We start from the raw sequence: 19,208 nt of genomic DNA on the forward strand, positions 1-19,208 counted from the left end.
TCCGACACATATTACGGGGTGATTCGCATTGCTGCATTGTCCGCACGCTCCCATTTGCCGGCAAAGCCAGCGCCTACAGGTACGGCGTTGATCATGAGGCTGGCGCGGTCCTGTGGGAGCGGCCTTGTGTCGCGAAAGGGCTGCGCAGCAGCCCCAGGGTTCCAGTGTTGACGCGAAGATCGCCGGGGCCGCTGTGCGGCCCTTTCGCGACACAAGGCCGCTCCCACAGGTTCCGTTCCATCAGGACAACACAGGCGACAGGGCCTCTCGCAACCACGCCAGGAACTGCCGCGCCAGCGGATCCTCCTGGCTCTCCCAATGCACCAGGCAGCTCCACACCGGCCCGCGCACGCGCTGTGCCGACAAGGGCCGCAAACGTCCCTCATCGACCATCCGCTGCGCCAGCAGTTGACTGACCAGGGCAATCCCCAGCCCCTCGCCCGCCGCCTCCAGCAGCAACCCCGGGTCTGAGAAGTTCAGCCCCTTGCCCTGCTGCCCCACCTCCTCGCCGCCTTCCAGCTGCCAGTGACTCCAGTCCATCTCGCGCTCGCCGTGCAAGGTCGTGCGCCCGGTCTCGGGCAACGTCGGGTGACAAGCCGGATACAACCTGTCCTGGTGCAGCACGGTGAAGCTGCATTCAGCCTGCGGCCCGATATCGTCGCGAATCGCCAGGTCGATGGTCTCGTTGGCCATGTCCGGGACCTCGAAGCTGGTAAACAGCCACAGGTCGACATCCGGGTGACGCTGGTGGAAATCCGCCAGGCGCGGCAACAGCCAATGCCGGGCGAAGGCCGGGGTGGTGTTGACCACCAACTGGTTGGGCTTGCGGTATTGGTCGAGGCGACGGATGCCCACCGCCAGTTGCTGCAACAGGGCTTGGGTGGTGCTGAGCAGGTCATGCCCGGCGTCGGTCAGGCTGACGCTCCGCCCGCTGCGGTGGAACAACGGTTGCTCCAGATAGCTTTCCAGGCTGCGGATCTGCTGGCTGATCGCTGACTGGGTAAGGTTCAGGGCCTCGGCGGCCTTGTGGAAGCTACCCAGACGAGCGGCGGCTTCGAAGCCACGCAGGGCGTTGAGCGGGGGCCAATGCTTGAGCATGCTGATAAGCCTGACTGATCAGAAATACGCTAAATCTATCGTTTGTCGCTCCGGTTTCCCAGCCATAACATGGGCAGCAACACCCGCGACGGCGGGCTTCGTTGATAAAAATCCCTAATAGATCGGAGTTCACTATGACCCTGTCCCGCGACAGCGGCTGGCGCATGCCTGCCGAATGGGCCCGCCACGCCGCCACCTGGATGATCTGGCCACACAACAAGCCACTGTGGGAGTCGGGCTGGGGCGTGACCCTGGCCGACGTGCAGCGCGACTATGCCCGCGTGGCCGCCGCCATCGCGCGCTTCGAGCCGGTGAAGATGGTGGTCGATCCCTCGGCCATGGCCATTGCCCGCGAACTGTGCGGCCCCGGCATCGAGCTGGTCGAACTGGCCGTGGACGACAGTTGGTGCCGCGACAGCGGCCCGACCTTCCTCATCCACCCGCAGCAGGGCGTGGCCGGCCTGAGCTGGCGCTTCAACGCCTGGGGCGACAAGTCCGAGCATGGCAAGGACCGCAGCCTGGCCCGGCGCATCCTCGATCATCTCGGCCTCGAAGGCCTGAGCACCCCGCTGTGCAACGAAGGCGGCGCCATCCATGTTGACGGCGAAGGCACGCTGATCACCACCGAGTCGGTGCTGCTCAACCCCAACCGCAACCCGGGCCTGAGCAAGGCCGATTTCGAGGACTGCTTCGCCCGCCTGCTGGGCATCCGCAAGACCATCTGGCTGCCGGGTGACCCGCAGTACGTCACCGGCGACATGACCGACGGCCATGTCGATGGCGTGTGCGCCTTCGCCCGCCCCGGTGTACTGCTGGTGGACGCCACCCACGACCAGGGCTCGGTGTACGCCGAGGTGGCCCGCGAGAACCGCCGCGCCCTGGAGTTGGCCACCGATGCCCAAGGCCGCTCGTTCGAGCTGCTCGACCTGTACGAGGCCACGGCGGCCGTGGATACCGAAGCCGAGGTGTTCTGCGCCTCGTACACCAACTTCTACCTGGCCAACGGCGCGGTGATCATGCCAGCCTACGGCATCGACGCCGACCAGGCCGCCGCCCGGCAGCTGGCCCTGGCCTTCCCCGGCCGCGAGGTCGTGCCGGTGCGCATCGACCATATCGCCCACGGCGGCGGCGGCATCCACTGCATCACCCAGCAGCAGCCGGCCTGGCAGGGAGCGCGCCCATGAGCACCGTGCGCATCGCCACCACGCAGATGGCCTGCAGCTGGGACCTGGCCGCCAACCTCGAGCGCGCCGAGCAGCTGGTGCGCCAGGCCGCCGCCCAGGGTGCCCAAGTGATCCTGCTGCAGGAGCTGTTCGCCACCCCGTACTTCTGCATCGAGCAGTGCCACAGCCACCAGGCCCTGGCCCAGGACTACCACGACAGCCCGCTGCTCAAGCGCTTCGCCGCACTGGCCAAGGAGCTGGGCGTGGTGCTGCCGCTGAGCTGGTACGAGCGCGCCGGCAACGCCTTCTTCAACTCGCTGACCGTGGCCGACGCCGACGGCCGCCTGCTGGGGGTGTACCGCAAGACCCACATCCCCAACGCCATCGGCTACCAGGAAAAGGAATACTTCAGCCCCGGCGACACCGGTTTCAAGGTCTGGGACACCGCCTTCGGCCGCCTGGGCATCGGTATCTGCTGGGACCAGTGGTTCCCCGAGACCGCCCGCTGCCTGGCGCTGATGGGCGCCGAGGTGCTGCTGTTCCCCACCGCCATCGGCTCGGAGCCGGGCGCCGCCGAGCTGGACTCGCGTGACCATTGGCAGATGGCCATGCGCGGCCACGCCGCCGCCAACCTGCTGCCGGTGGTGGCCGCCAACCGCGTCGGTCACGAGGTGGCGCGCAGCGACGACAACCTGTCGATGCGCTTCTACGGCTCGTCGTTCATCTGCGACCACAAGGGCGCGATGCTGCAAGAGGCCGACCGCGACAGCAGCGGCGTCTGGCTGCACGACCTGGACCTGGAACGCATGCGCGAAGACCGCCTTAGCTGGGGCATCTACCGCGACCGCCGCCCCAGCATGTACGCGCCGTTGCTCAGCCTGGACGGCCGCACCCCACAGACCGCGAGGGCCTGAACCATGCCAAGCCGTCCATCGAAACTGCTCGCCATCGCCGCCCTGGTGGCCTGCGCCGGCGTCGCCCAGGCCGAGCAGGATGCCCTGCGCCTGTACAACTGGGCCGATTATTTTGCCGAGGACACCCTCAAGCGCTTCACCGCCGACACCGGCATCCCGGTGATCTACGACGTCATGGACGGCAGCGAAGTGCTCGAGGCCAAGCTGATGTCCGGTCGCAGCGGGTACGACCTGGTGTTCCCCGGCGACACCGTGGCCGAGCGGCTGATGCGCGCCGGCAGCCTGCAGGCGCTTGATCGCAAGCAACTGACCGCGCTCGACGATATCGAGCCCGGCCTGCGCCAGCTGCACGACCGCTACCCCAAGGCCAGCCAGGCCACCGTGCCCTACACCTGGGGCACCATCGGCCTGACCATGGATGCGGCGAAGATCCGCGAGCGCATGCCCGACGCCCCGCTGGACAGCCTCGACCTGCTGTTCAAGCCGGAACTGGCGGCCAAGTTCGCCGACTGCGGCATCTCGATGATCGACTCGCCCGACGAAGTGCTGGCCGTGGTCCTCCACTACCTCGGTCGCGAGCCGCGCAGCGCCAAACGCGAAGACCTGGCCGCCGCCAGCGAACTGCTCAAGGGCATTCGCCCCTATGTGCGCAAGCTGCAGTCGCAGCCGGTCACCGAGCTGGTCAACGGCAACACCTGCCTATCGCTGGGCTACAGCGGCGACGTGATCCAGGCCCAGCGCACCGCCGAGGCCGCGGGCAAGACCATCGACTTCCAGTACCGCGTGCCCCGCGAAGGCACCACGGTGTGGATGGACACCATGGCCATCCCTGCCGACGCCAAGCACCCGGAATACGCCTATCGTTTCATCAACTTCGTCATGCGCCCGGAGAACATGGCCGCGATCAGCAACTTCACCGGCTACCCCACCGCCAGCGCCAAGGCCCGCCCCCTGGTGGATGCGCGCCTGCGTGACAACCCGGACATCTACCTCAGCGATGCCACCTACACCCGGCTGATTCCGGGCAAGGACATCCCCCAAGCCGACATGCGTGCACGCATGCGCGTCTGGACCCGCTTCAAGACTGCACAGGACTGACCCCATGCCAACTCGCCGCACCTTCCTCCAACAGATGAGCGTCGTCGCCGGCCTCGGCGCCGCCGCCAGTTTCGGCCTGCCCTTTGGCGGCACCCGCGCCCGCGCCGCCGAGTCGGGCCGCTGGTTCATGCCCGACGAGGGTGAAAAGCACCAGCGCGCCTACATCGCCTTCGGCGCCCAGGACGCCATCTGGGAAGATTTCACCGAAGACGTCCAGGCCGCGCTAGGGCGCATCGCCCGGGCCATCGCCGCGTTCCAGCCGGTGACGGTGTTCTGCCGCGCCAGCGAGCGCGACATCGCCGAGGAGGAATGCGGCAGCCACAACATCACCTATGTCGAGACTGAGCTGGACGACATCTGGATGCGCGACATCGGCGCCAACTTCGTGGTTGACGACGACGGCGTGCTGGGCGCGGTGGACTTCAACTTCAACGGCTGGGGCGGCAAGCAGCAGCACCGCTACGACGCCAAGCTGGCGGCCCGCGTCGCCAGGCTGGCTGGCGCCCAGTACCAGCAGAGCGAACTGGTGGGCGAAGGCGGCGGTATCGAGGTGGACGGCCATGGCACCGGGATCATGACCGAGAGCAGCTGGATCAACAGCAACCGCAACCCCGGCTGGAGCAAGGCCCAGGTCGAGGCCGAACTGAAGGAGCGGCTGGGACTGCGCAAGATCATCTGGCTGCCGGGCATCAAGGGCAAGGACATCACCGATGCCCATGTGGACTTCTACGCGCGCTTCGCGGCGCCCGGCGTGGTAGTGGCGAACCTGGACAACGATCCAGACTCGTACGATCACAAAGTGACCCACGAGCACCTGGAAATCCTGCGCAATGCCACCGATGCCGATGGCCGCAAGCTGGAGATCCACACGATGTCACCGCCACTGAAGCCACGGCGCAGCAAGTTCAGCGAGGACAATCCGGACTTCGCGGCGGGGTACATCAACTACTTCGTCATCAATGGCGCGGTGATCGCGCCGCAGTTTGGTGATCGCAGTGCCGACGAGAAGGCGCGGGCGTTGTTGGTGAAGCTGTATCCGGGGCGCAAGGTGGTGCAACTGGATATCGATGCGATCGCGGCGGGTGGCGGCGGGATTCACTGCGTGACCAACCAGTGCCCGGCGGTGTAGAGACGATCATCGCGGGGCAAGTCGGGGCGCCGAACCGCCGCTCCCACGCCAGTTTTGAACATGCAGGTCTGGCGTGGGAGCGGGCTTGCCCCGCGATGGGCTACACTTCACGGATCCTCGGACCTGCGCCGCCCCGTCACCATCGACCAGGGCAGGTTCTCACGCAGGCGCACACTCTCCACCAGCGCCGCCAGCAGGTGCACGCAAACCAGCGCCAGCAGGCCATCGGCCAACCAGCTGTGCAGCGTTTCCAGCCACTCGGCGCCCCACAATGCGTCCACCTCCAGCATCATCCAGCCGGTCAGGCCCAGGCTGGCGATGCCCGTCATCATCAGCACCATCACCAGCGCGCCGATCGGCGTGTGACCCATGCGGTGGTAAGGCTCGCCACGCCACAACGCGCGTCCATGGGTTCGTAACCTTTCCAGGGTCGGCCAGAAATCCGCCCAACGTGCACTGCGGGGCCCGACGAAACCCCATGCGCAGCGCACGGCCAGGCAGCCGCACGCGTAGTAACCCAGCCATTGGTGCCAGTCGTCACCGGCCTCGTTGAAGACGTAGTTGGCGAGGAACACCGCGGCGAACGACCAGTGGCACACCCGCAGCAGCGGGTCCCACAGCCGCACGCCGGCGGTCATTTATGGATCTCGGTCTTGACCGCGTTGCCGCTGACCGGATCGTGATAGATCTCGACCTTGCGGCCATCCTTGTCGAAGCCGTAGATCTCGTAGCAGTTGCCCTTGGTCACCTTGAACTTGTTGATCTTGTAGCCCTCGTCCTTGAGCTTGGCTTGGAACTGCTCGGCGTCCTGCCAGGTACCCTTGTCAGCCGTGGTGCATTTGGGCTCGGCGGCGAAAGCGGCGGCGCTACCCAGCAACAGGGTGATCGCGATAAGTGAACGGCGCATTGGGAAACTCCTGCTTGTTGATGGAAGCCTCATTCTGCCCAGCGAAGCTGAAGCCAAGCTTAGTTTCATCCGAACGGCGATACAGAATTGCATGCGCCATTCATTTGAATTTCAGATCAATGGCAAAGAAAAACAAACTTCTCAAATTAGCCTCGGGCGGGGATGCTGTCAGGATCACGCCCGCATCCCGGAGAACAACAATGAACGAAGTCGTCATCGTCGCCGCCACCCGCACTGCCATCGGCAGTTTCCAGGGGGCCCTGGCCAATGTATCCGCCGTGGAGCTGGGCGCCGCCGTGATCCGCCAGTTGCTGGCCCAGACCCAGCTCGACCCGGCCCAGGTCGACGAAGTGATCCTCGGCCAGGTGCTCACCGCCGGCGCCGGCCAGAACCCCGCCCGCCAGGCCGCCGTCAAGGCCGGCCTGCCCTACGAAGTGCCGGCCCTGACCCTGAACAAGGTCTGCGGCTCGGGCCTGAAAGCCCTGCACCTGGCCGCCCAGGCCATCCGCTGCGGCGATGCCGAGGTGGTGATCGCCGGTGGCCAGGAGAGCATGAGCCTGGCGCCCTACGTGATGCCCTCGGCGCGCACCGGCCAACGAATGGGCCACGGCCAACTGGTCGACAGCATGATCACCGACGGCCTGTGGGACGCCTTCAACGACTATCACATGGGCATCACCGCCGAGAACCTGGTGGACAAGTACGCCCTCACCCGTGAACAACAGGACGCCTTCGCCGCCGAGTCGCAGCGCAAGGCCGTGGCCGCCATCGAGGCCGGGCGCTTCAAGGACGAAATCACCCCCATCCACATCCCGCAGAAGAAAGGCGAGCCGCTGGTGTTCGACACCGACGAACAGCCACGCCCCGGCACCACTGCCGAGTCCCTGGGCAAGCTGCGCGCCGCGTTCAAGAAAGATGGCAGCGTCACTGCCGGCAATGCCTCCAGCCTCAACGACGGTGCCGCCGCCGTGCTGTTGATGAGCGCCAGCAAGGCCAAGGCCCTGGGCCTGCCGGTACTGGCGAAGATCGCCGCCTACGCCAGCGCCGGCGTAGACCCTGCGATCATGGGCATCGGCCCGGTATCGGCGACCCAACGCTGCCTGGACAAGGCCGGCTGGCAGTTGGCCGACCTGGACCTGATCGAAGCCAACGAAGCCTTCGCCGCCCAGGCCCTGGCCGTGGGCAAGCAGCTGGAGTGGGATGCCTCCAAGGTCAATGTCAATGGCGGCGCGATCGCCCTGGGTCACCCGATCGGTGCGTCCGGCTGCCGGGTGCTGGTGACCTTGCTGCACGAGATGATCAAGCGCGATGCCAACAAAGGCCTGGCAACCCTGTGCATCGGTGGCGGCCAAGGCGTGGCACTGGCCATCGAGCGCTGATCCCCCAGCAGCCCGCTCCCACACGGCGATATTCAAACCTGTGGGAGCGGGTTATCCGCGAAGCGTTCGACGCGGATCACACCAACTCGCCGAAGCATTAGTTGCAATTGACTTGAAAACACATCCGAATACGCTTCAAACAGAAACACACTCAATTACATACATTAAAACGAAAATAACAATAACTTCACGATAAGCCACCCACTACTTAATTCGATTGGCTCCATATCCCCCACCACTTTCCTACTGCGTAAAAAAAGACACTTTGACACATTAAAACTCCCCTCTAGCCTGAGTCAGGCGCCCTATGAACTGCTTAGGTTACAGCGCACTCGACCCTATTAATAAATCTGCTAAAGGGATTTGACATGAACGCTCCAGGAGCCGCCCCATCCGAGAAAGAAGTTGCACATGCCTGGCTGGAAGGAAAAGCCCGGGTGAAGTCGACCACGGCACACGGCAATATCTTCGCCCACGACTACAACCACCCTCACCAGCTCACCTCGACAGGCCGCGCCATGCGCACCGGCGCTGATGCCATCAACCCGTTCTTCAGCCCGGCAGCCGGCGCGGCGACCGACAGCTACGCCAACGACGCCAACAAGAACGTCAGCCCGGGCAAAGCGCCGGTCAGCATCTACGAAGGCCTGCAGACCGCCATCGACATCGCCCGCCGGCGCTCGGAATACAACCCACTTGACCAGCCTACCGATCAGAGGCCCAAGGCCAAGGGCGACCGCGAACACTTCATCGCCTTCACCCAGCAGATCGCCGAGATTCCCTTCCTGTCGCTGCTCGCCGCCCAGGTGACGCAGATCCAGCAGAAAAGCCATGACGCCAATGCGCTGATCGATTCGTTCGTCAAAGGCTTCATCGGCCTGGCGGCCAAAGATGTCGAGCAAATCAAGAAATCCCTGAGCAGCCTGGTGAATGCGGCGCTGTCCTATTCCGAGCAGACCGAGCGCCAGTCCAACTTCAACCAGAATATCCTGCAGACGGGGATCGCCGGCTCGGTGAACTTCATGCTGTATGCCAGCGAATTCACCATCAAGGCCACCAGCAAGAAAGGCACCATCACCTTCCAGTCGTCCTATACCCTGTCCCAGGCGGTTTACCAGCTGTCGGTGGAAAGCTGGGAAAACGTCAGGGATGTGTTCGCCAAACAGCAGAAAACCGATACCCAGCAATGGCTCGGTGACACCACCACGCCAGTGAAACCAGGCTCGTCACTGCGGGCAATCTGCCTGGTCAGTTGAGGCCGCGCGCCAAGCCCGGCAGTTTCCCTGCCGGGCTTTTCAACCAAGCGAGCGCAACTTCGGCCAGCGCTGCAACCAGCCCTTCTCCCGCGCCCGAGCGGCCATCACCTCGGCCTTGCCCGGCGTGGACCGCAGCCGCAGGCCGAACAGATCGTCCAGCCCCAGCGGCGCCAGCACCTCGCACTGGTCATCGGCCGTGCGCCGCACCGCCACTGCCGTGGCGACCTCCGCCCAGTAGCACATGGCATCGCCGGTCGAGGCATAAGGCGCCTGGCCATGACGCAGGTGCATGCGCGCCTGGTTCTTCACCGACCACAACACCTCCGGCGCCTGGGCCTGCAACCGCGCCTCCAGCCGCAGGTCCTCGGCCGGATCGCTGCGCGCCGGATCGAACCACAGCACATCCACATCCCCTTGCGGCGCGGTCATGGCCCGTCCATGCAGATGGTCCCACACGGCATTGCGCACGAAACCCGCACCGATCCAGGCATCCGGCACGCCAAGATCGCGCACCAGCGCCAGCAGGGGCCAGCGCACAGGGTCATTGCAGATCAGGGTCTGGACCTGCCGTTCGAAACTCACCTTAAAAACGCTCGTCACGCAGCGCGGGCAAGGTGATGTCGCGCACGTAGCTGGCCGCCGACAGGCTCAGCAGCATCCGGCACACCTGGACCACGTCGTGCAGCGGGATCAGCGTCCCCTCGCCGCGCTGTTCGGCTTCGGCCAGCGGCACCTCCAGTCCATCCTCGGTATTCAGGTAGCCGAGGTTCAGGCAGCTCACGCCAAGCCCCTGCTCGCGGAAGCCTTCACGCAAGGTTTCGGCAATGCCGCGCAGGCCGAACTTGCTGGCGCCGAAGGTGACTTCTGGCCGACCGCTACCTGGCAGGCCCGATGTGGAGCCGGTGAGGATGATTCGTGGCCGTGCGCTCTTGAGCAGCACCGGCAGCAAGCGCTTGATCAACAACAGCGGCGCGGTGAGGTTGGTGGCAACCATGCGCTCGATCTGCCCCTCGTCATCGTCGAGGAAGCTGTAGTCCTCCTCGAAGGCCCGCTGTTCCCAGATCCCGACGTTGTACACCAGCACATCCAGCCCGCCCTCGGCCACCGCCTCATGGATGACCGCCGCGGCCTGGCGAGGCTGGCCGAGGTCGGCCTCGATCCAGCGCACCGCGCTCGGCAACGACGCCGGCCGGGTGCGCGACACGCCGATCAACGTATCACCCGCGTTACCCAGGCCCTCGACCAGTGCCTTACCCAATCCCTTGCTCGCACCCACCACTAGAATTCGCATCGCATCACTCCCTATGGATTGCGCCAGATAGTACCCTGCCCCACCTAGTAATTCAGTCGGAAAAGCCAGGCCATCCGTGGACAGAGATCAACTCGAACGCAACCAGATCCCCCTGTACTTCATCGCCGTGGTGCTTGCCTGCGCCGTCGGCCTGCTTGCACCCGGCGTTGCCCAGGCACTGGAGATGCTGGTGACACCGGCCATCGCCGTGCTGATGTACGCGATGTTCCTGCAGATCCCCTTCCTCGACCTGCGCGCGGGCCTGGGCAACCGGCGTTTCATGGGCGCGCTGCTGCTGGCCAATTTCGTGCTGGTGCCGCTGCTGGTGTGGGCCGGGACGCGCGGCCTGGTCGAGCACCCCGGCGTGCTGGTCGGCGCCCTGCTGGTGCTGCTGACGCCCTGCATCGACTACGTGGTGGTGTTCACCCATATCGGCAAGGGCGACTCGCGCCTGACCCTCGCCGCCACGCCGGTGCTGCTGCTGGTGCAGCTGGCGTTGCTGCCGCTGTACCTGGCGCTGATGCTCGGTGGCGCGGCTGATGTCGAGATTTCCGTGGCGCCGTTCATCGAAGCCTTCGTGCTGCTGATCGTGCTGCCGCTGTTGCTGGCGGTCGTCACCAGTGCCGGCGCGCGGCGCTCGGCGCTGGTCGCCAAATGGAACGACACCTGGGCCTGGCTGCCGGTGCCGGCCATGGCGCTGGTGCTGATTACAGTGATCGGCTCGCAGATCGGCGTGGTGGCCAGCCAGCTGGACAACCTGCTGCCGGTTGTGCCGGTGTATCTCGGTTTTGCCCTGCTGGCGCCGCTGCTTGGCTGGTTCGCGGCGCGGCTGTTCACGTTGTCCACAGGGGAAGCACGGGCCGTGACCTTCAGCGCCGCCACGCGTAATTCGCTGGTGGTGCTGCCGTTGGCGTTGGCGCTGCCGGAGTCGATCCGGGCATTAGCGGCGGCGGCGGTGATTACCCAGACGTTGGTGGAGCTGGTGAGCGAGCTGGTCTATGTGCGGGCCGTGCCGGCGTTGGTTCGGCGGTAGGCATGACACGGGACTGCGCTAGCCTCAAGGTCAACGTCGTACCTGTGGGAGCGGCCTTGTGTAGCGAAAGGGCTGCGAAGCGGCCCCGGCGATAGCAGCCATGCACAGGCATCAGCCCAACTGCAGCCTCCATTGCCCGTAATAGCTCAAGCACACACGGGCCAAGGGCGGCACATCAATGCGATGAAACGACTCGAAAGGCGCGCCCAACGCATGCAGCATCGCGGCGCGAATAACAAAGGGATGGGTGATCGCGACCCACTCGCCCGGCGTCAGCGCTGTATCCATCCAGGTCGCGACACGCTCGCACAGCATGGCGATGGATTCACCGCCGTGAGGGGTAGCCTGGGGATCGCAAAGCCAGACCCGCAGGGTGGCTTCGTCCAGTTGCTTGAGCGGGATGCCTTTCCAGTTGCCGAGGTCGCAGTCGCGCAGGCCTTCGTCGACAGTCGCGTTCAGGCCCTCGGCAGTCTGGCGGCTACGTAGTTCAGGTGCCATGAGATAGCGGGCGGTTGCAGGCAGGTCTGTCAAAAGCGACGGTGGATCGCGCAGCGCCTCGTCGTCCATGGCGAAACGCCCCACCCGTTGCGCCTCGGTGCGGGCGTGGCAGATCAGGGTGAGGTGGGTAGGCTTCATGGCGAGGCTTTGGCAGGAATGTCCGGGCACTCTAGCCGAAATATGGAAAACCTGTACCAGCCCCGCGATAGGGCCGGTACTGCCAACGCGTCATCAAGCTGAGGCACGCAGCTCCCGGGCTGCCGCCACCATGTTCACCAACGCCGCCTCGGTCTCCGGCCAACCGCGCGTCTTCAACCCGCAATCCGGATTGACCCACAACCGCTTGGCCGGAATCCGCTGGGCGGCCTTGCGCAGCAGCTTGACCATTTCCTCCTTGGACGGCACCCGTGGCGAGTGGATGTCGTACACCCCCGGGCCGATCTCGTTCGGGTAGTCGAAGCGCTCGAACGCCTCCAGCAACTCCATGTCCGAACGCGAGGTCTCGATGGTGATCACATCGGCATCCATCGCCGCGATCGACTCGATCACATCGTTGAACTCGCTGTAGCACATGTGGGTGTGGATCTGTGTTTCGTCACGCACGCCCGAGGCGCACAGGCGGAACGCCTCGGTGGCCCACTCCAGGTAACGCGGCCAGGCACTGCGACGCAGCGGCAGGCCTTCGCGGAAGGCGGCCTCGTCGATCTGCACGATCTTGATGCCCGCCGCCTCCAGGTCCACCACCTCGTCGCGGATCGCCAGCGCCAGCTGGCGCGCCTGGACCTCACGGCTCACGTCCTCGCGCGGGAATGACCACGTCAGCATGGTCACCGGGCCCGTCAGCATGCCCTTCATCACCTTGCGGGTCAGGCCTTGGGCGTACTTGATCCAGTCCACGGTCATGGCCTTTGGGCGGCTCAGGTCACCGAAGATCACCGCCGGCTTCACGCAGCGCGAACCGTAGCTCTGCACCCAGCCGAAGCGGGTGAACACATAACCGTCCAGTTGCTCGGCGAAGTACTCGACCATGTCGTTGCGCTCGGCCTCGCCGTGCACCAACACATCCAGCCCCAGGTTTTCCTGGATCTGCACCGCGTGGCGGATTTCGCTGTGCATGGCCTCGACGTAATCGGCCTCGCTCAGCTTGCCCTGCTTGAACGACTGACGCGCCAGACGGATCGCCGAGGTTTGCGGGAACGAACCAATGGTGGTGGTCGGAAACGCCGGCAGGTCCAGCCCGGCACGCTGCTTGGCGATCCGCTGCTCGAAAGCCGAGGCTCGCTGGCTGTCGGCTGGCTTGATCGCGGCGACACGGGCCTGCACCGCTGGCTTGTGAATCCGTGGCGAGGTGGCGCGGCGGTGTTGCACGGCGCGGCTCTGCGCCAGCGCCTCGACAACCTCCGCAGCCTCGGGCTGGTTGAGCGCCTTGGCCAGCAGCGCCACTTCCTGGCACTTCTGCACGGCGAAGGCCAGCCAGCTCTTCAGTTCGTCATCGAGCTGGTCTTCACGCTCCAGGTCCACCGGGCTGTGCAGCAGCGAGCACGACGGCGCCACCCACAGGCGATCGCCCAGGCGTTCATGGGCATGGCGCAGCACGTCCAGTGCCTTTTCCAGGTCGCAGCGCCAGACGTTGCGGCCGTTGACCACGCCCAGCGACAGCACCTTGTAGGCCGGCAGGCGGTCGAGGATGGTCGGATACTGGTCCGGGGCACGCACCAGGTCGATGTGCAGGCCATCGACCGGCAGGTTGGCGGCCAGGCCCAGGTTGTCTTCCAGGCCGCCGAAGTAGGTGGCGATCAGCTTTTTCAAAGGGGCGCGCTGGAGGATGTTGTAGACGCGCTCGTAGGCGTTCTTCCAATCCTGCGGCAGGTCGAGGGCGAGGATCGGCTCGTCGATCTGCACCCACTCCACGCCCTGCACGGCCAGGCGGTTGAGGATATGGTCGTACAGCGGCAACAGGCGATCGAGCAGCTCCAGCTTGTCGAAATCGGCGCCCTTGGTCTTGCCCAGCCACAGATAGGTCAGCGGGCCGATCAGCACCGGCTTGACCGCATGGCCCAGGGCCTTGGCCTCCTCGACCTCTTCGAACAGTTGCTCCCAGCTCAGGGTGAACTGTTGGTCGGCGGTGAATTCGGGGACCAGGTAGTGGTAGTTGGTGTCGAACCACTTGGTCATTTCCTGGGCGTGGGCGCCGCCGCAGCAGCTATCGCTGCCCTTTGTTCCTACGGCACCACGAGCCATGGCGAACAGGGTCTGCAGGGTCGGCTTGGCACCGTCCTTGGCACGGAAGCGCTCGGGGATCACACCGAAGGTCAGCGAATGGGTCAGCACCTGGTCGTACCAGGCGAAGTCGCCCACCGGCAGCAGCTCGATGCCGGCAGCCTTCTGCACCTGCCAGTGCGCGGCGCGCAGGCCACGGCCCACGGCACGCAGGCCGGCTTCGTCCAGCTCGCCCTTCCAGAAGGCTTCCTGGGCTTTCTTCAGCTCGCGGTCGCGGCCGATGCGCGGGAACCCCAGGTTGTGTGCCAGTGCCATGTTGTCGTCCCTCGAACCTTAAAATGAATGAGGGCATTTTGGGCGCGGGGCTAAGGTGAGACAAACTCATTAAATTTGAGATGAACTCAAGAATTGTTCATGATGCCTTACAGAAATGATGATCCCTGTGGGAGCGGCCTTGTGTCGCGAAATGGCCGCAAAGCGGCCACGGCGATCTGTGCATGAATGCTGAAATCCTGGGGCCGCTGCGCAGCCCTTTCCGACCGGTCCGACGCCTCGGCAAGGCCGTTCCCACAGGGATCTAGGCCACCTGACAGAGCGTTGTGAATGTCTCAACCAGCACAGTACCCCGCGCAATCAGACATGCCCCACCCGCCAATCTGCCGCACACTGCCACCCTGCCCCAACCCGGTAGCCCGTACCCCATGAGCCTGCTGAAAACGACCCTGGACGCCAACGCCTTCGCCTGCATCCTGGAATTCGTCCCCAAGCCCGGCGCCGAGCGTTTCGCCACCCTCGAAACCCTCATGGCCCGCACCCGGCTGTGTGGTTGGCCGATGACCGTAGCCATCGGCGACCGCGTCAGCAGCGCCCTGGACATGTCGCCGCTGGAGGCCTTCAGCAGCCTCGCGAACCCCGTTCCCGCCCTGCTGCACTTCTCCGGCAAGGACCGCGAACGCCGCGACCTGCTGGCCCAGTTGCAACGCATGGACGCCGCCGGCCTCGACCAGCTTCTGCTGCTGACCGGCGACCGCCTGCCCGGCCACACCCCCGGCGAACGCCCGGTACGCTATCTGGAATCCGTCGCCGCCCTGCAGATCGTCCGCCAAGCCCGCCCCCACTGGCTGCTGGCCGCCGCGCTCAACCCGTTCAAGTACCAGGAAGCAGAAGGCGGCGCGCAGTACTGCAAGGCCGAAAAGAAACTCGCCGCCGGCGCCGACCTGTTCATCCTGCAGCTCGGTTTCGACATCGACAAACACCAGGAAGCCTTCGACTGGATGCAGCGCCAGCCCCGGCCCAAGCCGCTGATGGCCTGCATCATGGCGCTGACCGAAGGCCGCGCCGGGATGCTCGATCACGTTGCCGGGGTGACTGTCACGCCGTCGATGCGCGCGCTGCTGGCCGCCGAAACGGCGGTGTCCAAGGCCTACGCCAGGGAGCGCGCCAACCATCGCCTGGCCTTGCAGGTGATCGGCCTGAAGTTGATGGGCTATGCCGGCGTGCACCTGTCCGGTATCCACGAAGTGGCGCAGTTCCAGGCACTTGAGCAGGCCATCGGCGCGCTGCAACCGCAGTTCACTTCACTGCAGGACTGGACCCCGGCCTGGGAAGCGGCCTGGCAGGAAGCAAACCTAGCGCCGGTCACCTTCCATCCACCGGGGCACGCCTGGCGCCTCGGGCAACGGCAGATCACCGCGTCCAACAAGGAAAAGGCCCGCTATCACCTGCTCTCGGCGATGCACCATCAGTTGTTCAGCCGCACCACGGCCTTGAGCAAGGGCTTCGGCTGGGCCGTGACCCGGTCGCTGTGGGCCAACCCCATGGCGGCGCAGTGGCTGCATCGGCTGGAGCGACGTATCAAACGCCCGCTGGTGGGGTGCGATACCTGCGGCAGTTGCCGGCTGGAGGACACCCTCTACATCTGCCCCGAGACCTGCCCCAAAGGCCTGGCGAACGGGCCATGCGGCGGCACGAGCCTGGACCGTTGTGAGTTTGGCGACCGGGAGTGCGTGCACAGTGCCAAGTATCGGCTGGCGGTGAGCGTGGGCCGGACCGAGGTATTGCGCGAGCGGTTGATTCCTTGCGTGCAGGTGGAGAGCCGGCATCGCAGTTCGTGGCCGGTGTGGTTCGAGCCTGCGCCACTTGAGCCCACACCGATGAGCGACGACGACCTGCTTGCCAAAACACGGGAGCGCCTGGCTGCGCCACAACGAGTGAAGGTCTCACTGGACGACCTGTAGCCAGGCACGAGCGGATCAGCCTGCGTGCTGAGCCAGTGAAACCTCCACTCCCTGCCACTCCCCAGCCTGACCGGATACAACCAACAGCCGATTCCCGGTAGCTGAAGCAGCCACGACACACCGCCCCTGCTCGTCCCAGAACGCGCTGCGCCCAGCCGCCGCCCAGCCACCCGTGGTGCCGCCATGGTTGGCCATAAGCACGGCCATGGCATGCCGCTGCGCATAACCCTGCAGCAATGCGCTATCCGCCGGATACCCACCCTCCCCGATCAGCACACCTGTCGCATACACCTGCGCGCCGCGCTGCGCCGCCTGGGCGGCATGCTGCGGATGGCTGAAATCGGCGCACACCGACAAGGCCACGGACAGCCCGGAAACGGACAACAACTCACCGCCGCTCCCCGCACTGAAGAACGCGTCCTCGCCGGTATGCAGGTGCTGCTTGGTATAGGCCGCAATCGAGCCATCCGGGTGGAGGATGCAGGCCGCAATTCGCGGCTTGTCCTGGCCCGGTACCGTGAGCGGCATCCCGACCACCGTGGTCATGCCCGCTTCCTGGGCAAGCTGGCGCAGTGGCGCCAGCAGCGGCGTGTCCAGGTCCTGCGCCAGGCCACTGGCCAACGCGGGGGCATAGCCCGTGAGCGACAGTTCGGGGAAGAGCAACAGGTCCACGCCATGCTCATGGGCCTGGCGCATGGACGCCAGGTGCAAGGCCAGGTTGGCGGGGAGGTCGCCATCACCAATGGCGCATTGGGCGGCGGCAAAAACGGCTGGTGGCATGGGCGTCTCCTGACAAGGTAAGTGGACTCTGCTCGGCTACCACCCAGAAGACAACTGTTACATCGACGATAGGATCAACGTGGGAGCGGGCTTGCCCCGCGATGGCTCTCCCACTGCCCCCACAGCGTGGCGCCAGCCCTTGTGCAGAAAGGCTATGATGCTCTCCTGCACGCAATCAGCCTGACAGGGCGGCCCCATCATGAATCTGAGTGTTCTCTACGCGTTGGTTGCAGCCGCACTGTTTGGCGCAAGCACACCGCTAGCCAAACTGTTGGGTGTCGATACCCCACCCATCCTGCTGGCGGGGCTGCTCTACCTGGGCAGCGGCGTCGGCCTGACACTCGTCCGTCTGGTGCGCGATCGCGGTTGGCAGCGGCCCCGGCTGCCTGCCGGAGAATGGCCCTGGTTGCTAGGTGCGATCTTCTTTGGCGGCGTGCTTGCGCCTGTGGCGCTGATGTTCGGGCTCACTCGCACAGCGGGGGCCACTGCATCGTTGATGCTCAATCTCGAGTCGGTCCTCACGGCAGTGCTGGCATGGGTGGTGTTCAAGGAAAACGCCGACCGCCGGATCGTGATCGGCATGGTCGCCATCGTCCTGGGCGGTATCGTGCTGTCATGGCCGCAAGAGACCGCGATGGACCATGACTGGACCGGGCCGCTGGCGGTGGCATTCGCCTGCCTTTGCTGGGCGATCGACAACAACCTGACCCGCAAGGTCTCCGCCTCGGATGCGTTGTTCATCGCCGGCAGCAAAGGCCTGGCGGCGGGCGTGGTCAATGGCGGCCTGGCCTTGGCCATCGGCTCGCAACTGCCGGCCCTGGGCACGCTGGGGTCGATCCTGCTGGTTGGGTTTCTTGGGTATGGCGTCAGCCTGGTGCTGTTCGTCCTGGCCCTTCGCGGGTTGGGGAGCGCGCGTACCGGGGCGTACTTTTCCACAGCGCCGTTCCTGGGCGCGGCGGTCGCGATCCTGATGCTGGGTGAGTCGGTGTCCGTGATGTTTCTGCTCGCCGCGGCGTTGATGGCCTTGGGTGTGTGGATTCACCTGATGGAGAATCATGTTCACGAACACCAGCATGAGCCCCTCGATCATAACCACCGGCATACGCACGACGAGCACCATCAGCATGAGCATGACTTCGAGTGGGACGGCACCGAGCCGCACAGCCACCCGCATGTGCATGCGCCGATTCGACATAGCCATGCGCATTTTCCGGATGTTCATCATCGGCATAGGCACTGACCGGGCAGAAAATACAGGACTGGCATTGCTCACCCGCCCCGGCTCGAACCCTGCGTTTCACCCAAGGTATACTCCCGCCCCGTCGCGCCCAGAGTGGCGCGTAGCCTTCATGTGCAGGATGCCCTATGTCAGTTCAGCAACACGTTGCCGCCGCCGATACCACCTTCACTGCCGCGCTCGAGCCGCTCAACCATGCCCTTGAGCAGGTACGGCAGGCTGAAATCCAGCTGCTGCAGCGCAGACGCCAGGTCACCCTGGTATTCATGTGCATCCAGGCAGCCTACTGCGGCTACCTGATGCTCAAGTGGATCTGGCAGGGCCATTACATCGGTGGGCCAATCTATGCCGTGTTGATCTGGTGCCTGTTGTGGCTGCTGTACTACCCGGTGTCGGTGCTGTGGTACCCGCGCCAGCGCGCACTGGACAAGGCCTATCGCACGCTCGATGCGGCACGGATGGAAGAAGGCAAGGCGTTCCTGGCCAGCAAGGCCTTGGGGGCGTATCGCTGGGTCTACCGCGGCGGGCGCATGCTGGCGGTGTTCCCCGACAGCCACATGCTGTATGTGCTGGCCCCGGAGGTCGGCGAGCGCCATGCGCTGATGGACGCGCCACGCGTGGTCAAGCAAGTGCGCGTGGACGAACAGGCCGTCACCCGCAGCACCACCCAGACCACCACCAAGCACGGCTGGCGCAACGTCTACGCGTTCAACAATCAGTTCGGCATGATCGGCGGCGGCAAGTCCCGCTCCACCTCGACCACCACCCACGACACCGTGCGCACCTTCACCCTGCACGTGCAATTGCAGAGCGCCGGCCAGCATCCCTACTGGATTCAGCTGCCCTTTGCCGATGACTGGCAGGAAGCTCGCAACTGGCAATTGCTGATCGAGCAGGCAACCGCCCGCTAACGGCCTTGCATCGCCCACCTGTAGAAGCGGCCTTGTGTCGCGAAAGGGCCGCAAAGC

At 65.2% G+C, this 19,208-nt stretch carries 18 protein-coding genes; 10 read left to right on the top strand and 8 right to left on the bottom strand.

Annotated features, from left to right (window positions below; all coding sequences use genetic code 11):
• Nucleotides 1-240: 240 nt before the first annotated feature.
• Nucleotides 241-1,098 (bottom strand): LysR substrate-binding domain-containing protein, encoded by an 858-nt coding sequence (locus tag AC25ND_RS04775; RefSeq protein ID WP_028689856.1) that lies wholly within the window; start codon nucleotides 1,096-1,098, stop codon nucleotides 241-243.
• A 134-nt stretch (nucleotides 1,099-1,232) separates the two neighbouring features.
• On the opposite strand from AC25ND_RS04775, the gene AC25ND_RS04780 reads away from it, so the two are divergent.
• From AC25ND_RS04780 to AC25ND_RS04795, 4 genes are read left to right on the top strand one after another with little or no spacing between them, the layout of a single operon-like run.
• Nucleotides 1,233-2,282 carry an agmatine deiminase family protein gene (locus AC25ND_RS04780; protein ID WP_280083687.1) on the top strand — a complete coding sequence of 350 codons (1,050 nt, stop codon included), beginning with the start codon at nucleotides 1,233-1,235 and terminating at the stop codon, nucleotides 2,280-2,282.
• Complete coding sequence (gene aguB / locus AC25ND_RS04785; protein WP_486976129.1) at nucleotides 2,279-3,175, top strand: N-carbamoylputrescine amidase; 897 nt, start codon at nucleotides 2,279-2,281, stop codon at nucleotides 3,173-3,175. The genes AC25ND_RS04780 and aguB overlap by 4 nt, the downstream gene beginning before the upstream one ends.
• A gap of 3 nt (nucleotides 3,176-3,178) precedes the next feature.
• Nucleotides 3,179-4,273: an extracellular solute-binding protein gene (locus AC25ND_RS04790; protein WP_028689859.1), complete on the top strand. Its 1,095-nt coding sequence runs from the start codon at nucleotides 3,179-3,181 to the stop codon at nucleotides 4,271-4,273.
• Nucleotides 4,274-4,277: 4 nt separating this feature from the next.
• A complete protein-coding gene (locus AC25ND_RS04795) occupies nucleotides 4,278-5,402 on the top strand; it encodes an agmatine deiminase family protein (RefSeq protein WP_486976130.1) in 1,125 nt (374 codons plus the stop codon).
• Between the two features lie 107 nt (nucleotides 5,403-5,509).
• Here the strand turns inward: AC25ND_RS04795 and AC25ND_RS04800 are convergent, their stop codons facing one another.
• Both AC25ND_RS04800 and AC25ND_RS04805 read right to left on the bottom strand, forming a co-directional pair.
• Nucleotides 5,510-6,040, bottom strand: coding sequence for a cytochrome b/b6 domain-containing protein (locus tag AC25ND_RS04800; RefSeq protein ID WP_028689861.1), 531 nt, complete (start codon nucleotides 6,038-6,040; stop codon nucleotides 5,510-5,512).
• The gene (locus tag AC25ND_RS04805) at nucleotides 6,037-6,309 is read right to left on the bottom strand and encodes a PepSY domain-containing protein (RefSeq protein ID WP_028689862.1); all 273 of its coding nucleotides are present in this window, start codon (nucleotides 6,307-6,309) and stop codon (nucleotides 6,037-6,039) included. Before AC25ND_RS04805 ends, AC25ND_RS04800 begins: the two co-directional genes overlap by 4 nt.
• Before the next feature lie 200 nt (nucleotides 6,310-6,509).
• Here AC25ND_RS04805 and AC25ND_RS04810 point away from each other — a divergent pair, with 200 nt between their 5' ends.
• On the top strand, nucleotides 6,510-7,688 hold the full coding sequence (locus AC25ND_RS04810; RefSeq protein ID WP_028689863.1) for an acetyl-CoA C-acetyltransferase: 1,179 nt from the start codon (nucleotides 6,510-6,512) through the stop codon (nucleotides 7,686-7,688).
• A 368-nt stretch (nucleotides 7,689-8,056) separates the two neighbouring features.
• Complete coding sequence (locus AC25ND_RS04815) at nucleotides 8,057-8,944, top strand: hypothetical protein (RefSeq protein ID WP_139121020.1); 888 nt, start codon at nucleotides 8,057-8,059, stop codon at nucleotides 8,942-8,944.
• A gap of 39 nt (nucleotides 8,945-8,983) precedes the next feature.
• Here AC25ND_RS04815 and AC25ND_RS04820 read toward each other — a convergent pair whose 3' ends face one another.
• Both AC25ND_RS04820 and AC25ND_RS04825 read right to left on the bottom strand, forming a co-directional pair.
• A complete protein-coding gene (locus AC25ND_RS04820; RefSeq protein ID WP_486976131.1) occupies nucleotides 8,984-9,526 on the bottom strand; it encodes a nucleotidyltransferase family protein in 543 nt (180 codons plus the stop codon).
• Between the two features lies 1 nt (nucleotide 9,527).
• Entirely contained in the window at nucleotides 9,528-10,235 is a 708-nt protein-coding gene (locus tag AC25ND_RS04825) for an SDR family oxidoreductase (protein ID WP_062363960.1), read from the bottom strand.
• Between the two features lie 76 nt (nucleotides 10,236-10,311).
• Here AC25ND_RS04825 and AC25ND_RS04830 point away from each other — a divergent pair, with 76 nt between their 5' ends.
• Nucleotides 10,312-11,268 carry an arsenic resistance protein gene (locus AC25ND_RS04830; RefSeq protein ID WP_028689866.1) on the top strand — a complete coding sequence of 319 codons (957 nt, stop codon included), beginning with the start codon at nucleotides 10,312-10,314 and terminating at the stop codon, nucleotides 11,266-11,268.
• A gap of 111 nt (nucleotides 11,269-11,379) precedes the next feature.
• Here the strand turns inward: AC25ND_RS04830 and AC25ND_RS04835 are convergent, their stop codons facing one another.
• Together AC25ND_RS04835 and metE are read right to left on the bottom strand one after the other, a co-directional pair.
• The gene (locus AC25ND_RS04835) at nucleotides 11,380-11,904 is read right to left on the bottom strand and encodes a histidine phosphatase family protein (RefSeq protein ID WP_062363956.1); all 525 of its coding nucleotides are present in this window, start codon (nucleotides 11,902-11,904) and stop codon (nucleotides 11,380-11,382) included.
• 93 nt (nucleotides 11,905-11,997) lie between these two features.
• The gene (gene metE, locus AC25ND_RS04840) at nucleotides 11,998-14,301 is read right to left on the bottom strand and encodes a 5-methyltetrahydropteroyltriglutamate--homocysteine S-methyltransferase (protein WP_307944281.1); all 2,304 of its coding nucleotides are present in this window, start codon (nucleotides 14,299-14,301) and stop codon (nucleotides 11,998-12,000) included.
• 386 nt (nucleotides 14,302-14,687) lie between these two features.
• Here metE and AC25ND_RS04845 point away from each other — a divergent pair, with 386 nt between their 5' ends.
• Nucleotides 14,688-16,223 (top strand): methylenetetrahydrofolate reductase C-terminal domain-containing protein, encoded by a 1,536-nt coding sequence (locus AC25ND_RS04845; RefSeq protein WP_486976132.1) that lies wholly within the window; start codon nucleotides 14,688-14,690, stop codon nucleotides 16,221-16,223.
• Between the two features lie 15 nt (nucleotides 16,224-16,238).
• Here AC25ND_RS04845 and AC25ND_RS04850 read toward each other — a convergent pair whose 3' ends face one another.
• The gene (locus AC25ND_RS04850) at nucleotides 16,239-17,003 is read right to left on the bottom strand and encodes a carbon-nitrogen hydrolase family protein (RefSeq protein WP_486976133.1); all 765 of its coding nucleotides are present in this window, start codon (nucleotides 17,001-17,003) and stop codon (nucleotides 16,239-16,241) included.
• A gap of 199 nt (nucleotides 17,004-17,202) precedes the next feature.
• Here AC25ND_RS04850 and AC25ND_RS04855 point away from each other — a divergent pair, with 199 nt between their 5' ends.
• The gene (locus tag AC25ND_RS04855; RefSeq protein WP_486976134.1) at nucleotides 17,203-18,243 is read left to right on the top strand and encodes a DMT family transporter; all 1,041 of its coding nucleotides are present in this window, start codon (nucleotides 17,203-17,205) and stop codon (nucleotides 18,241-18,243) included.
• 125 nt (nucleotides 18,244-18,368) lie between these two features.
• A complete protein-coding gene (locus tag AC25ND_RS04860; RefSeq protein ID WP_062363948.1) occupies nucleotides 18,369-19,151 on the top strand; it encodes a hypothetical protein in 783 nt (260 codons plus the stop codon).
• The last annotated feature ends 57 nt before the right edge of the window (nucleotides 19,152-19,208 follow it).

It is taken from the genome of Pseudomonas sp. P110(2024) (assembly GCF_057480795.1).